This is a genomic window from Blastococcus sp. SYSU D01042, from assembly GCF_054050515.1.
The window spans coordinates 813,923-828,020 of record NZ_JBJGZM010000001.1; the positions used below are offsets into that span (position 1 = coordinate 813,923).

Annotated in this window: 13 protein-coding genes and 1 rRNA gene; 10 read left to right on the forward strand and 4 right to left on the reverse strand. The window is 75.8% G+C overall.

The window, feature by feature from the left end:
- Nucleotides 1-163: 163 nt before the first annotated feature.
- The 4 genes from ACI79H_RS04075 (at nucleotide 164) to ACI79H_RS04090 (ending at nucleotide 6,438) form a co-directional block, all read left to right on the forward strand.
- On the forward strand, nucleotides 164-937 hold the full coding sequence (locus ACI79H_RS04075) for an ABC transporter ATP-binding protein (RefSeq protein WP_456553085.1): 774 nt from the start codon (nucleotides 164-166) through the stop codon (nucleotides 935-937).
- 3 nt (nucleotides 938-940) lie between these two features.
- The gene (locus tag ACI79H_RS04080) at nucleotides 941-3,409 is read left to right on the forward strand and encodes an FtsX-like permease family protein (RefSeq protein WP_456553086.1); all 2,469 of its coding nucleotides are present in this window, start codon (nucleotides 941-943) and stop codon (nucleotides 3,407-3,409) included.
- 107 nt (nucleotides 3,410-3,516) lie between these two features.
- The gene (locus tag ACI79H_RS04085; RefSeq protein ID WP_456553087.1) at nucleotides 3,517-4,728 is read left to right on the forward strand and encodes an MBL fold metallo-hydrolase; all 1,212 of its coding nucleotides are present in this window, start codon (nucleotides 3,517-3,519) and stop codon (nucleotides 4,726-4,728) included.
- Nucleotides 4,729-4,887: 159 nt separating this feature from the next.
- Complete coding sequence (locus tag ACI79H_RS04090; RefSeq protein WP_456553088.1) at nucleotides 4,888-6,438, forward strand: GAF domain-containing protein; 1,551 nt, start codon at nucleotides 4,888-4,890, stop codon at nucleotides 6,436-6,438.
- Between the two features lies 1 nt (nucleotide 6,439).
- Here the strand turns inward: ACI79H_RS04090 and ACI79H_RS04095 are convergent, their stop codons facing one another.
- On the reverse strand, nucleotides 6,440-7,294 hold the full coding sequence (locus ACI79H_RS04095; protein WP_456553089.1) for an Fpg/Nei family DNA glycosylase: 855 nt from the start codon (nucleotides 7,292-7,294) through the stop codon (nucleotides 6,440-6,442).
- A gap of 94 nt (nucleotides 7,295-7,388) precedes the next feature.
- Here ACI79H_RS04095 and ACI79H_RS04100 point away from each other — a divergent pair, with 94 nt between their 5' ends.
- Nucleotides 7,389-8,750 carry a cryptochrome/photolyase family protein gene (locus tag ACI79H_RS04100; RefSeq protein WP_456553090.1) on the forward strand — a complete coding sequence of 454 codons (1,362 nt, stop codon included), beginning with the start codon at nucleotides 7,389-7,391 and terminating at the stop codon, nucleotides 8,748-8,750.
- A gap of 7 nt (nucleotides 8,751-8,757) precedes the next feature.
- Here ACI79H_RS04100 and ACI79H_RS04105 read toward each other — a convergent pair whose 3' ends face one another.
- A complete protein-coding gene (locus ACI79H_RS04105; protein ID WP_456553091.1) occupies nucleotides 8,758-9,225 on the reverse strand; it encodes a DUF309 domain-containing protein in 468 nt (155 codons plus the stop codon).
- Between the two features lie 121 nt (nucleotides 9,226-9,346).
- Here ACI79H_RS04105 and ACI79H_RS04110 point away from each other — a divergent pair, with 121 nt between their 5' ends.
- The 5 genes from ACI79H_RS04110 (at nucleotide 9,347) to egtE (ending at nucleotide 13,408) form a co-directional block, all read left to right on the forward strand.
- The gene (locus ACI79H_RS04110; RefSeq protein ID WP_456553092.1) at nucleotides 9,347-10,165 is read left to right on the forward strand and encodes a DUF4397 domain-containing protein; all 819 of its coding nucleotides are present in this window, start codon (nucleotides 9,347-9,349) and stop codon (nucleotides 10,163-10,165) included.
- Between the two features lie 13 nt (nucleotides 10,166-10,178).
- A complete protein-coding gene (locus ACI79H_RS04115; RefSeq protein ID WP_456553093.1) occupies nucleotides 10,179-10,832 on the forward strand; it encodes a class F sortase in 654 nt (217 codons plus the stop codon).
- A gap of 47 nt (nucleotides 10,833-10,879) precedes the next feature.
- A complete protein-coding gene (locus tag ACI79H_RS04120; RefSeq protein ID WP_456553094.1) occupies nucleotides 10,880-11,476 on the forward strand; it encodes an RNA polymerase sigma factor in 597 nt (198 codons plus the stop codon).
- Nucleotides 11,457-12,227 carry an anti-sigma factor gene (locus ACI79H_RS04125; RefSeq protein ID WP_456553095.1) on the forward strand — a complete coding sequence of 257 codons (771 nt, stop codon included), beginning with the start codon at nucleotides 11,457-11,459 and terminating at the stop codon, nucleotides 12,225-12,227. Before ACI79H_RS04120 ends, ACI79H_RS04125 begins: the two co-directional genes overlap by 20 nt.
- A gap of 65 nt (nucleotides 12,228-12,292) precedes the next feature.
- Nucleotides 12,293-13,408, forward strand: coding sequence for an ergothioneine biosynthesis PLP-dependent enzyme EgtE (egtE, locus tag ACI79H_RS04130; protein WP_456553096.1), 1,116 nt, complete (start codon nucleotides 12,293-12,295; stop codon nucleotides 13,406-13,408).
- A gap of 3 nt (nucleotides 13,409-13,411) precedes the next feature.
- Here the strand turns inward: egtE and ACI79H_RS04135 are convergent, their stop codons facing one another.
- Together ACI79H_RS04135 and rrf are read right to left on the reverse strand one after the other, a co-directional pair.
- Nucleotides 13,412-13,732, reverse strand: a complete 321-nt coding sequence (locus tag ACI79H_RS04135; RefSeq protein ID WP_456553097.1) for a DUF4333 domain-containing protein — start codon at nucleotides 13,730-13,732, stop codon at nucleotides 13,412-13,414.
- Nucleotides 13,733-13,978: 246 nt separating this feature from the next.
- A 5S ribosomal RNA gene (gene rrf, locus ACI79H_RS04140) occupies nucleotides 13,979-14,095 on the reverse strand.
- Between the last annotated feature and the right edge of the window lie 3 nt (nucleotides 14,096-14,098).

Here is a 14,098-nt window from a genome sequence, read left to right on the forward strand (position 1 = left end):
CCGGTGCAGGAGGTCCGGGTCGTACGACCGAGGGGGGACGGCGTCGTCCGTCCCGGGGGGCACGACCGGGCCCGCCAGGACCAGCCTCCGCTCCGATGCGGGAGGACGGGCCGGGGCGGGAGCGTGATCACCGTTCCCGCTCCCCCCGTACCGGAGGTCCGAAGTGTCCGTCCCCGTCATGACCGTCCCCGGCGAGCCGCGCGCCGCCGGGACCACCGCCGCCGTCCGCGCGGCCGGGCTGCGCAAGACCTACGGGACGGGGGAGACCGCGGTGCACGCCCTCGCCGGGGTCGACGTCACCTTCGCCGCGGGCGAGTTCACCGCCATCATGGGGCCCTCGGGCTCCGGCAAGTCGACGCTCATGCACTGCCTGGCCGGCCTGGACACCGCCACCGCCGGCGAGGTCTGGCTGGGCGACACCCCGCTGACCAGCCTGCGCGACGACCAGCTGACCACGCTGCGCCGCAAGCGGATCGGCTTCGTCTTCCAGGCGTTCAACCTGCTGCCGGTGCTCGACGCCCGCGAGAACATCGTGCTGCCCATGCAGCTGGGCGGCCTGCGCCCCGACCCGGCCTGGTTCGACGCCGTCATCGCCCGGCTGGGGCTGCGCGAGCGGCTGGGCCACCGCCCGCACGAGCTCTCCGGCGGCCAGCAGCAGCGGGTGGCCATCGCCCGCGCCCTGCTGCCCCGCCCCGACGTCGTCTTCGCCGACGAGCCCACCGGCAACCTGGACAGCCGGGCCGGCGCCGAGGTCCTCGGCCTGCTGCGCTCCAGCGTCAAGGAGACCGGCCAGACCGTCGTCATGGTCACCCACGACCCGTCGGCGGCCGCCTACGCCGACCGCGTCGTCCTGCTCGCCGACGGCCGTCTGGCCGGCGACCTGGCCGAGCCCACCGCCGAGACGGTGCTCGACGCGCTGCGCGGACTGGGGGCCTGACCGGTGCGCACCGTCGTCCTCGCCCAGCTGCGCACCCACGCCGCGCGGCTGATCGCCTCCACGCTCGCCGTCGTCATCGCCGTCGGCTTCGTCGTCGCCACGCTGGTGCTCAACGAGACCTCCCGCAGCACCGTCCTGGACACCGTCGGCGCCCGGTACGTCGACTCCGCCGCCGTCGTCAGCTCCCCGTCCTACGAGTCCCTGGCCGCCGACGTCGCACCCCTGGCCGCGCTCGACTCGGTCGGCGCCGTCGCACCCTCCTACGAGACCTCCGTCCAGGCCGAGGTGCCCGGGCGGACCGGCTCGCAGTACCTCTTCGTCGAGTCGATCGCCGAGGCCCCGCAGCTGCGCTGGCAGGAGCTCTCCACCGGGCGGCTCCCCTCCGGCACCGGTGAGGTCGCCGTGAGCGACCGCGCCCGCGCCCGGGTCGGCGACGTCCTCTCCGTCTCCCTCCACGACGAGAACGGCGAGACGACGGCGGCCGAGGTCACCGTCACCGGCGTCGTCGACCTGCAGGGGGACCCCGAGGCCGGGCTCTACGGCCGGGCCTTCGTGACCGAGGACCAGGCGCTGGCCTGGGGCGCCGCCGACCCGGTCGAGCTGCGGATCGCGGCCGGCCCCGGGTTCGCCCCCGAACAGGTCCGCGGAGACGTCGCGGCCGCCGTGTCCGGCGACGCCGTCGTGCGGACCGGCGAGGAGCAGGCGGAGAAGACGGCCGCCGACCTGATGGGCAACGCCACCGCGCTGGCCACCGTGCTGCTCGTGTTCGGCACCGTCGCGGTCGTCGTCGCCGGGCTGGTCATCGCCAACACCTTCGCCGTCCTGCTCGCCCAGCGGACCCGCGAGCTGGCGCTGCTGCGCTGCGTGGGCGCGACCGCCCGGCAGGTGCGGCGCAGCGTGCTCGGCGAGGCGCTGGTCACCGGCCTGGTCTCCTCGGCGGTCGGTGTCGCGGCGGGCATCGGGCTGGCCGCGCTCATCTCGGCCGTGGTGGGCAGCAACTCCGCGATCCCGCTCTCCGGCGTCGCGGTGCCGCCGTACGCCGTGCTCGCCGGAGTGCTGGTCGGCACCGTCGTCACCGTGCTCGCGGCGCTGGCCCCGGCGCGGGCGGCCACCCGGGTCGCGCCGCTGGCGGCCCTGCGCCCGACCGACCCCGCACCGCTGCGTTCCCGCCCCGGCCTGCTCCGGCTGGTGCTCGGCCTGCTGCTGGCCGTCCCGGGCTCCGCGCTGCTGGTCGGCGGAGCGCTCGTGCAGGAGGTGCTGGTCGCGCTCCCCGGCGGGGTGCTCAGCTTCCTCGGCATCGTGCTGCTGGCGCAGCGGGCGGTGCCGCCGGTCGTCGCGGGAGCGGGCCGGCTGGCCGCCCGCCTCGGCGGGGTTCCCGCCCGGCTGGCGTCGGGCAACGCCACCCGCAACCCGCGACGGACGGCGGCGACGGCCACCGCGCTGCTCATCGGCGTGACGCTCACCAGCGCCTTCGTCGTGGGCGCCGCCTCGACGCGGGCGACGGCGACCGCGGGGCTGGACGCGGAGTTCCCCACCGACGTCGTCGTCCAGGACTTCTCCGACGACCTGCCCACCTCGCTGCCCGGTGCGCTCGGCGACCTCGAGCAGGTCACCCGGACCGCGCCGGTGATCGCCGCCGACGTCACCGACCCCGACGGCGAACCGTTCTACGCGCACGGCGTGGACGCCGCCGCCGCGGCCGCCGTCATGCGCTCGACGGACGAGGCGGTGCTGCCGCGACCGGGGGAGATCGTGCTCTCCGAGTGGGCGAGCGAGGCCTACGCGGTGCGGGACGGCGACACCCTGACGCTGACCGACGAGGAGCGCTCGCTGGCCCTCCGGGTCGTGGTCACCGACGAGGACGAGGTGCCGCTGCTCGACGCCGGCGACCTGCGCTCCCTGGCGGGCGCGACCGGTCTGGCCGAGGTCTGGGTGATGCTGTCCGGGTCGGACCCGGACGCGCAGGTCGCCGCGGTGGACGAGGTCACCGACCTCGTCGGCGAGGCCGCCCCCGAGGCGCAGGTGACCGGACTGGTCACCATGCGCATCGAGCTCGACGAGATCCTGGACATCCTGCTGCTCGTGGTCACCGGGCTGCTGTCGGTGGCCGTGGTCATCGCGCTCATCGGTGTGGGCAACACGCTGGCGCTCTCGGTGGTGGAGCGGCGGCAGGAGAACGGGCTGCTCCGGGCGCTCGGGCTCACCCGCGGCCAGCTCCGCGGCCTGCTCGCGTGGGAGGCGGTGCTCGTGGCCGGCGTCGCGGCGGTGCTCGGCGTGCTGGTCGGCGGGGCCTACGGGCTCATCGGCGCAGCTTCCGTGCTCGGCGAGATGGGCGACATCGTGCTCGACGTCCCGTGGCTGCAGGTGGCCGCGATCGTCGTCGTCGCCACCGTGGCCGGGCTGCTCGCCTCGGTGCTGCCGGCCCGCCGGGCGGCCCGCACCGCACCGGTGGCCGCCATCGCCGCCGTCTGACCCTGCTTTTCCGCGGTAAGGCAGCCTGCCTTACCGCGGAAAAGCAGGGGTGTGACGTTGCACGTGGAACCTCGTCCGGCCCGGCCGGCGGCTGGGACACTGAACTCGTGTCGTCCCGCCTCCGCCGTGCCGCCGTCACCGCCGCCGTGCTCGCCGGGCCGGTCGGCTGGCTGACCGCCGCCGCGTGGGGGCTGCCGACGGCGCTGGGGGCCCACCGCCGCCGCCTGCGGCCGGTGGTCGCGGGCTCACCGCACTTCGCCGACGGGGTCTTCTCCAACACGCTCCCCACGCCGGCGCTGGCCCCCGCCAACACCCGCGACGGGCTGCTGCGGCAGTGGCACGAGGAGCGGCACGTCGGCCTGCCGGGCGGTCCGATCCCGCTGGCCGAGCCCGACCTCCCCGAGGACGCCGCCGAGCTCGCGGTGACCTGGTTCGGGCACGCCAGCGCGCTGCTCGAGGTGGACGGCCGGCGGGTGCTGGTGGACCCGGTCTGGGGCTACCGCGTCTCGCCCTCCCCGGTGTTCGGGCCGACCAGGCTGCACGAGCCGCCGATGCCGGTCGAGGACCTGCCGCCCGTCGACGCCGTCCTCATCTCGCACGACCACTACGACCACCTCGACCTGCCCACCGTCCGGGCGCTGCTCGCCACGCAGGACGCGCCGTTCGTCGTCCCGTTGGGCATCGGCGAGCACCTGCGCAAGTGGCACGTGCCCGAGGAGCGGATCGTCGAGCTGGACTGGGACGGCGCCGTCGAGGTGGCCGGCCTGACGCTCACCTGCACCGAGGCGCGCCACTTCTCCGGCCGGTACCTGCACCGCAACACCACGCTGTGGGCCTCGTGGGCGATCACCGGCCCCCGGCACCGGGTCTACTTCGGTGGCGACACCGGCTACACCCCCGCCTTCGCCGGGATCGGTGCCCGGCTCGGGCCCTTCGACCTCACGCTGCTGCCGATCGGTGCCTACAACGACGCCTGGCACGCCATCCACATGGACCCGGAGGAGGCGGTGCGGGCGCACGGCGACCTCGGGGGCTCGGTCCTGCTGCCCATCCACTGGGCCACGTTCAACCTCGCCTTCCACCGCTGGCCCGAGCCGGTGCAGCGGCTGCTCGCGGCGGCGCGCCCGCGCGACCTCACCGTCGTCGTCCCGCGCCCCGGCGAGCGGGTCGACGTCCTGGACCCGCCGCCGCTGAGGGACTGGTGGAGCGCCGTCGGCTCGGCCGATGCGACCGGCGCCGTCGCGGGCGGGGACGGTGTCGGCAGCTCGGTGCTCGCCCGCACCCTGACCCGGCTCACGGCGCTGCTGCCGCGCGCCTGAGCGTGACGCAGCCCACGAGTTTTAGGGTTTCACGTTCCGTTTGACCGCTCAACTGCGTGGCGCACAACCAATACGGGTGTGGTCGCGCCACCCTGTGCTCCTTCCCCCTGGTCACGACGCCGACCCCCGAGGCATGACCACGAGCAGAGGAACCCCGTGATGCTGCAGTTCGGCCGCCGGAGCACCGCCGTCGCAGAGGTCGAGGCCGCGGACGAGGCGCAGACCAACGCCGCCGCCATCACCGCCGTCGTGCAGGTGGTGGCCGAGGCCGCCACCGTCACCGACGCCGTCGCCGCCGTCCTGTCGGTCGTCCGCGAGCGGTTCGGCTGGGCCTACGGGTCCTACTGGCGGGTCGGCGAGGACCGGGCGCTGCACGTCGTGCAGGAGTCGGGGGACGCCGGAGCGGAGTTCCGCCAGGTCACGCTCGCCGCCTCCTTCCGCGAGGGCGTCGGCCTGGCCGGCCGTGCCTGGCGGACGCGCGACCTCGTGTTCGTGCCCGACCTGGGGCAGCTGGCCGACTGCGTGCGGGCGCCGGCCGCCCAGCGGGTGGGCGTGCGCAGCGGCATCTGCTTCCCGCTGCTCGAGGGCGGCGAGGTCACCGGGACCATGGACTTCTTCGCCACCGAGACCCTCGCCCCCTCGCCCCAGCGGCTGGAGACGCTGCGGGCCATCGGCCGGCTGGTCTCCCAGGCGCTCGAGCGGGTCCTCGCCGCCGAGGTCCAGGCCGAGGCCGCCCGCGACACCGCGGCGGTCAACCAGGTGCTCCGCCAGGTCTCCGCGGCTCCGTCGGCGGCGGACGCCATGGCCCGCGCGCTCGACACCATCCGTGACGGCTTCGGCTGGGTGTACGGCTCCTACTGGCGGGTGGACGACGCCGACCGCACCCTGCGCTTCGTCCAGGAGTCGGGAACGGCCGGGCAGGAGTTCCGCGACGTCACGCTCCGCGCCTCGTTCGCCGAGGGGGTGGGACTCTCCGGCCGGGCCTGGCGCACCCGCGACCTGGTCTTCGTCGAGGACCTGGCCCAGGTGACCGACTGCGTCCGCGCACCGGCGGCGCAGCGGGCCGGCGTGAAGTCCGGCGTCTGCCTGCCGATCGTGGTGCGCGGCCAGGTCGTCGGCACCATGGACTTCTTCGCGACCACCACCCTCACCCTCTCCGCCAGCCGCGAGGACGCCCTGCGGAACACGGCCTTCCTGCTCGGGCAGGCGATGGAGCGCTTCGCCGCCGCTGACGCGCTGGAGCGCGCCGGCCGGGAGCTGCTCGAGTCGATCACCGAGGTGGAGCGCAACGTGCTCACCTCCTCCACCGTCGCCGGCGACGGACGGCGGCTGACCGAGGAGGCGAACGCGCACATCGCCGGGCTCGGCGAGTCGAGCGCCGACATCGGCAAGGTCGTGAAGACCATCCGCGGCATCGCCGACCAGACCAACCTGCTGGCGCTCAACGCGACCATCGAGGCCGCCCGCGCGGGCGAGGCCGGCCGTGGCTTCGCCGTCGTCGCCAACGAGGTCAAGGAGCTCGCCGCCGAGACCGCCCGGGCGACGACGGACGTCGACGCCAAGGTCACCGCGATCCAGGGTCAGGTCGAGCAGGTGGTGACGGCGCTGGCCGCGATCAGCGCGGCGGTGGAGCGGATCAACGAGACGCAGACGGTGATCAGCGGTGTGCTGACCGAGCAGTCCGCCGTCACCCGCGCGATCCTCGGGTGACCTAGCGCAGCAGCTTGCTCATCCGGCGGTCGGCCAGCGGCTTGCCGCCGGTCTGGCAGGTCGCGCAGTACTGCAGCGAGGTGTCGGCGAAGCTCACCTCGCGCACGGTGTCGCCGCACACCGGGCAGGGCAGCCCGGTGCGCGCGTGCACCTGCAGCCCGGAGCGCTTCTCCCCCTTCATCGTGGCCGCCCGCTGCCCCACCTGGCGCTCGAGCGCCTCGGTGAGGGTGGCGCGCGCCGCGTCGAAGAGACGGACCAGTTCGTCGTCGCTGAGCTTGTCGGCCATCTTGAACGGCGACAGGCGCGCGGCGTGCAGGATCTCGTCGGAGTAGGCGTTGCCGATGCCCGAGACCAGCGTCTGGTCGGTGAGCGCGCCCTTGAGCTGGCCCGACCGGCCGGCCATCAGCGCGGCGAAGGTCTCCCGGTCCACCTCGAGGGCGTCGGGTCCGAGCCGCGCGATGCCGGGCACCTCGGCCGGCGAGCGGACGACGTAGATCGCCAGCCCCTTGCGGGTGCCCTGCTCGGTGAGGTCGAAGCCGTTGCCGTCGTCGAGGTGCACGCGCAGCGCGAGCGGGCCCTTGCCGGGCTTGGGCGGCGCGGTGGGCAGGTTCTCCCGCCAGTGCAGCCATCCCGCCCGGGCCAGGTGCACGACCAGGTGCACGCCGGAGACGTCGAGGTCCAGGAACTTGCCGTGCCGCCCGGCGCCGGTGATCTCCAGCCCACCGAGCGCGGACAGCGGCGGGTCGAAGGTCTTGATCGCCTGGACGGCGGCCAGGTCGGCCCGGGTCAGGACCCGGCCGACGGCGTTCGCGCGCAGGAAGGCGGCCAGCGCCTCCACCTCGGGCAACTCGGGCACGTCGACCATGATCGCGCGGATCGGCGCGGCGCGCCGTCCCCGATCGGGTGCTTCCCGGCGAGCGGTGGGAGGCAGGCGCTCCTAGGCTCGCCGCGTGCCGACGTCGCTGCTCTGGTTCCGGCGCGACCTGCGGCTGCACGACCACCCGGCGCTGCTCGCCGCCCGCGACGCCGCCGGCACCGACGGCGACGTCGTCCCGGTGTTCGTCTTCGACGACCGCCTCTACGGCCCCTCCGGCGAGCCGCGACGCCGCTTCCTGCTCGACTGCCTCGCCGCGCTGGACGCCGACCTCGACGGCGCGCTGGTGCTGCGCTCCGGCGACCCGGCCGCCGTGCTGCCGCAGCTCGCTCGCGAGGTCGGCGCCACGAGCGTGCACATCAGCGCCGACGCCGGGCCCTACGGCCGGCGCCGGGACGAGGCCGTCGAGCGCGCCCTGGACGACGTCCCCCTGGTGCGCACCGGCTCGCCCTACCTGGTCACCCCCGGCCGGGTCACCAAACGGGACGGCTCCCCCTTCCAGGTCTTCTCCCCCTTCGCCCGCGCCTGGCGCGAGCACGGCTGGCGGGCACCGGCCGGCGCCCCCGAGGGCATCCGCTGGCGGACCGGGGTCCGCTCCGACGACCCGCCTCCGGCGCCCGAGGTCGACGCCGCCCTCCCGCCCGCGGGCGAGCAGGCCGCGCTGGATGCCTGGGCCCGGTTCCGCGACGAACGGCTGACCGGCTACGCCGAGGGCCGCAACCTCCCCGGGACGGCCGGGACCAGCCGCATGTCGGCCTACCTCAAGTACGGCTGCGTCCACCCCCGGACGCTGGTGGCCGACCTCGCCGGGGTGGAGTCCGAGTCCGCCCGCCGCTACACCGACGAGGTCGCCTGGCGGGACTTCTACGCCGACGTCCTCTGGCACCGCCCGGAGTCGGCGCGGGAGTACCTCAAGCCCGAGCTGCAGCGGATGGGGTACGACAGCGGCCCCGAGGCCGACGCGCTGGTGCGCGCCTGGCAGACCGGCCGCACCGGCTTCCCGATCGTCGACGCCGGGATGCGGCAGCTGCTCGGCGAGGCGTACGTGCACAACCGGGTCCGGATGATCGTCGCCTCGTTCCTGGTCAAGGACCTGCACCAGGAGTGGACGCTCGGCGCCCGCTGGTTCATGCAGCACCTGGTCGACGGCGACCTGGCCAGCAACCAGCACGGCTGGCAGTGGGTGGCCGGGACCGGCACCGACGCCTCGCCCTACTACCGGGTGTTCAACCCGATCACGCAGGGCAAGAAGTTCGACCCGGACGGCTCCTACGTGAAGCGGTGGGTCCCGGAGCTGCGCGACCTCGACCCGCGGCACGTGCACGAGCCGTGGACGGCGCCCGGCGGCATCCCCGACGGCTACCCCGAGCCGGTCGTCGACCACGCGCACGAGCGCCAGGTCTCCCTCGACCGCTACGCGCGGGTCCGCGCCGGCTGAGCGGTCCTCAGCCCCGGAGCCGTGGCGCGGCCGCCGCGGCATCGGCGACGGACGCGGGGTCGGCGGCCAGCGCCCGACCCCACGCGACCAGCCCGGCGACGTCGAGGCCGTGCGGCGGCGCCTCCGCGTAGGGGACGACGTTGCCCACGCCGCGCTCCAGCAGGGTCGTCGCCCCGCGGGCGTTGCCCCGCGCCGCGTGGGTGAGCCCCACGGCGAGCTGCGCCAGCCCGCGCCACAGCTGCCGCTCCTCGGGCACGGAGGACTTCCAGGCGTCCTCGAGCACCTCGTGCGCGTGGAACGGCCGGCCGGCGTCGAGCAGCTCCTGCGCCTCGGCCAGCGCGACCTGCGGCGCCCGCACGACCCCCTCCGGCGCCCGCGGCTCGCCGACCGCGTCGTGCGGCAGCGGCCGGCCGAGCGCGTCCCGGGGACGGGCGTTCCGGGCACGGCCCTCGGCATCCCGGTCGCGGGTGGTCACGAGCCCATCCTGCCCCCCACGCGTCGGCCGGGAACAAGTTCTGCTCTCAACTGCATCCGGATCGGGAAGCGGTCCGGAAAGAGGGTGTGACAGGCACCTCCACCCTCTGGAAGGACGATCCATGAGCACCCTGCGCACTTTCGGCAGCGCCGCCGGCGCGGCTGCCGTCGTCGGCGGTCTGGTCCTCGTCGCCACCCCGGCGACGGCGGCGGACACCGCCACGGTCTCGGTCCTGCACGGCGTCCCGGACACCCCCGTCGACGTCTACGCCAACGGCGAGCGGCTGATCGACGACTTCCAGCCGGGCACCCTCACCGACCCGCTGACCCTCCCCGCCGGCGCCTACGACCTGGCGCTCTTCCCCGCCGACGCCCCCGACGGCTCCGGCGAGCCGCTGCTGAAGGCCGACGACGTCGCCGTCCCGGCCGGCGCCAACGCCACGGTGGTGGCCCACCTCAAGGAGGACGGCTCCCCCACGCTGACGCCGTTCGTCAACGACACCTCCGCCGTCCCCGCCGGCCAGGCGCGGGTCACCGTCCGGCACACCGCCGCGGCTCCGGCCGTCGACGTGCGCGCCGGTGGCACCCCGGTGATCCAGGGTCTGACGAACCCGGACGAGCGGACGCTCACCGTGCCCGCCAGCACGGTCAGCGCCGACGTCGTCCTCGCGGGCACCAGCACCGTGGCCATCGGCCCGGCGGACCTGGCGCTGGCCGAGGGCACCTCGACGGTCGTCTACGCCTGGGGCAGCCAGGAGGCCGGCTACGACCTCGCCGTCCAGACGATCAGCGGCACGCACTCGTCGCCCTCCGGCGTCCCGGGCGGCTCGGCCGGCCTGGCCGACGAGGGCAGCTCGCTGCCGGCGGTGGCCGCGCTCTCGGTCGCCGGCCTCGCCGTCGCCGGTGCCGGCGCGGTCCGCCTCGCCCGCAGCCGCGGCTGACCGGACCGCAGCCGTGCGACCCGCCGCCGCCTCCGCCGTCCTGGGCCTCGCCCTGGCCGTCGGCGCCCCGACCGCCTGGGTGCTGACCCGGCCGGACGCGGCGGCGGGCATCCCCGTGGAGCAGGCCCTCCCCGCGCCGGCCGCCGAGGCCGGCGCGGGGACCGCGGCCTCCCTCCCACCCGTCACGACCCGCGACGCCTCCCCCGCCGCGGCGCGCACCGCCCCCGCACCGGTCCGCCTGACCCTCCCGGCGCGCGGCGTCGACGCCCTGGTCGACCCCGTCGGCATCGCCGCCGACGGCCAGATGGAGCTCCCCGACGACGTCTCGCGCGTCGGCTGGTACCGCTACGGCCCGGCGCCGGGCTCGGCGGGCTCGGCGGTCCTGGCCGGGCACGTCGACGACCGCGAGCAGGGCGCCGGGGCGCTGTTCCCGCTGCGCGAGGCCGCCGTCGGGGACGAGGTGGCCGTCACCGACGCAGCGGGGACGACGACCCGCTGGCGGGTGGTCTCCCGCGAGCTGATCACCAAGCAGGCGCTGCCGCTGGACCGGATCTTCGCCCGCGACGGTGCCCCACGGCTGACCGTCGTGACCTGCGGCGGCCCGTTCCTCCCCGAGTACCGCAGCTACCGCGACAACGTCGTCGTGGTGGCGGAGCCGATCCCGTGAGCGGGGCACTGGCCGTCCGCGGCACGAACCTGGGTAGCGTCTGGGCCGTGGACCAGGCACCCGGGGCGCGTGCGGGCGCCGACCCGGACGACGTCGAGCTGGGCCGCCGCTTCGTCGCAGGCGAGGAGCAGGCGCTCGCCGACGCGTACGCGCGGTGGGCCGGCCAGATCCACGGCATGGCCGTGCGCGCCTTCGGGCCGGGCCCCGATGCCGAGGACGTCACCCAGCAGGTGTTCGTCGCCGCCTGGACCGGCCGGGCGCGCTTCCGGCCCGACGACTCGCCCCTGCCCGCGTGGCTGGTGGGCATCTGCCGGCACAAGATCGCCGACGCCTGGGCCCGCCGCGACAAGCAGCGCCGCGAGGCCGAGGCCGCGATGACCGAGGCGCAGGCACGTCCGGGCGGCCCGGTCACCGCCGGCGTCGACACGGCCGCGACCGACCGGGTGCTGCTGCTGGACGAGCTGGACCACCTGGGCCAGCCGCAGCGCGGCATCATCGAGCTCGCTTTCTTCGAGGACCTCACCCACGCGCAGATCGCCGAACGCACCGGCCTGCCGCTGGGCACGATCAAGAGCCACATCCGGCGCACACTGGAGCGCCTGCGGACCCGGTTGGAGGTGGACGGTGCAGCACTGCACGCCTGAGCAGCTCGCCCTCGCGGCGCTGCGCGAACCCCTGCCCGCCGCCGACACGGCGCACGTCGCGGCCTGCGACGCCTGCCGCACCGAGATCGCCGCCCTCCGCCGGGCCCCCGATCTGCTGTCCGTGCCGCAGCTCAGCACCGCCGGCCCGGCCGTGGCACCCCCGCCGCGGGTCTGGGACGCGATCGCTGCGGCCACGGCGGTCACCGCAGTCCCTGCCGGGACCGCCCCGGCCTTCTCCGCCGTGCCCGAGCCCGTGGCGCCCGACGTCCGCGTGCCGGACGAGCCGGCAGGGGGCACCGTGGTGCCGCTGCGCTCCCGGCGCCGCCCGCTCCTGCTGGCGGCCGCCGCAGTCGTGGCCGGGGCCGTGGTCGGCGCCGGCGCGGTGGCCGTGGTCCAGCGGAGCGGGTCCGACGACGGCGAGGCGGTCACCACCGTCGCGCTCGCCCCGCTGCCCGACGCCGACGCCTCCGGCTCGGCCGACGTCGTCGTGCGGGCGGACGGCTCCCGCGTGCTCGAGCTCGAGCTCGAGGCCCCGGAGCTGGACGACGCCTACTACGAGGTGTGGATCATCGACCGGTCGGTCGAGGGGATGTTCCCGCTCGGCGTCGTCACGCCCGGGCGGCAGACCGTCGAGCTGCCCGCCGGCGTCGACCTGGCGGAGTTCCCGCTGCTCGACGTCTCGGTGGAGCCGCTGGACGGCGATCCGACGCACTCGGGGGTCTCGGTGGCCCGGGGGGATCTCGACGCCTAGATGAAGGACCCCGTGCCCCCCACCAATCGCACGCTCGCGGCGGGCCCCTGCACGGGGCCGCCGGCGTGACGATCCCCTTCGCGGACCTGGGTGCATCCTGGCGCAAGGCCCGGCCCCGCCCCGCCGGTCGGCACCTGGACAGCGCGTCGAGCAGCCGGCAGGGCTCGCGGGCCCTGGAGGCGGCGGCCCACCACGCCCGGCACGAGGCGGAGCTGGGCGGCTACGTCGCCGAGGCCGCGGCGGAGAACCTGCTCCAACAGGGGCGCTCGGTGATCGGCGGGCTGGTCGGCATGGCGGCGGCCGACGTCGCCTTCGTCGAGTCGGCGCGGGCGGCGCTGTCCGCCCTGCTGACCGGCTGGCGGCTGCCGGCCGGGTCGCGGGTGGCCTGCCTGCCGGGGGAGTACGCGCCGAACATCGCGCTGCTGGGCGCCTACGGCCTCAGCCCGGAGCCGCTGCCGGTGGACGGCATCGGCCGGGTCGACCTCGCCGGGCTGGAGCACCTGCTGCGCACCGATCCGCCGCGCTTCGTGCACCTGACGCACATCCCCAGCCACCGGGGCGTCCTGCAGCCCGCCGCGGAGGTGGCCGCGCTGTGCCGGGCGGCCGGGGTGCCGCTGGTCCTCGACGCCGCCCAGTCGCTCGGTCACGCGGACGCCGACGTCGGCGCCGACGTCGTCTACGGCACGTCGCGCAAGTGGCTGGCCGGTCCGCGCGGGGTCGGCGTGCTGGTCGCCCGCCCGGCGATCGCCGCCCAGCTCGTCCCCGTGCTGCCCGACACCCCGGAGGACCCGACCATGCGGGCGTTCGAGAGCCGCGAGGGGCACGTCGCCGGCCGGATCGGGCTGATCGTGGCGGTCGGCGAGCACCTGGCCGCCGGCCCCGACCGGGTCCGTGCGCGACTGGCCGGCGTGGGGCGTGCGACGCGGGCCGCGCTGGACGGGGTGGCCGGCTGGACGGTGGTGGAGCCCGCCGACGAGCCGACGGCGACCACGACGCTGCGGCCGCCCGACGGTGTGGACGTCGTCGCCACCCGGACGCGGCTGCTCACCGAGCACGGCATCGTGCTCAGCGCCCTCGGCCCCGAGCGAGCCCCCGGGGAGATGACCGGTCCCGTGCTGCGGGTCTCGCCGCACCTCGACGTCACGGTGGAGGACCTCGAGGCGCTGGCCGCGGCGCTCTAGCGGTCAGTCCATCGGCTCGTCGTCGACCTCGACGCCGAGCCGGGTGTCGTCGTCCTCGGCCGAGGTGACCGTGACGGTGACGCCGTACTTCGTGCGGTCGTCGCCCGCGGTGAGGGTGCACCGCGTGGACGCTCCCTCCTCCTTGTCCAGTCCCTCCTCGCAGGTGACGTCCGGCCGGGCGCCGACCTCCGCCTCGAGGGCGTTCTCGGCGGTGGTGGCGACCTCGGAGGCCGACAGGGTCTCACCGGCCAGCTCGACGGCGCCGCACGCGCTCACGGCGGGCGCCACGACCACCGCGAGCGCCAGCAGCAGACGACGGGGCACGGCACTCCTCCGGTTCGGGCGGTTCCTGCGCAACCCTAGTGCCGCTGTTCCACGGTGGTCGCCGCGGCAGAGAGCGCGAGCGCCGTCCTCGACGGCACCCTCGTCCCCGGCTGCCGCCGCTGACGCCTCCCTGCACTCCTGCTTTTCCGCGGTTGTGCGGGCCGCTTCCCCGCGGAAAGGCGGGGCACTCCACGACGACGACGGAAGGGCCCCAGCACGTGTGCTGGGGCCCTTCCGGGAATGGTTGTCCGGCGGCGTCCTACTCTCCCACCCCGTCTCCAGGGCAGTACCATCGGCGCTGAAAGGCTTAGCTTCCGGGTTCGGAATGTGACCGGGCGTTTCCCTCTCGCCATGGCCGCCGTAACT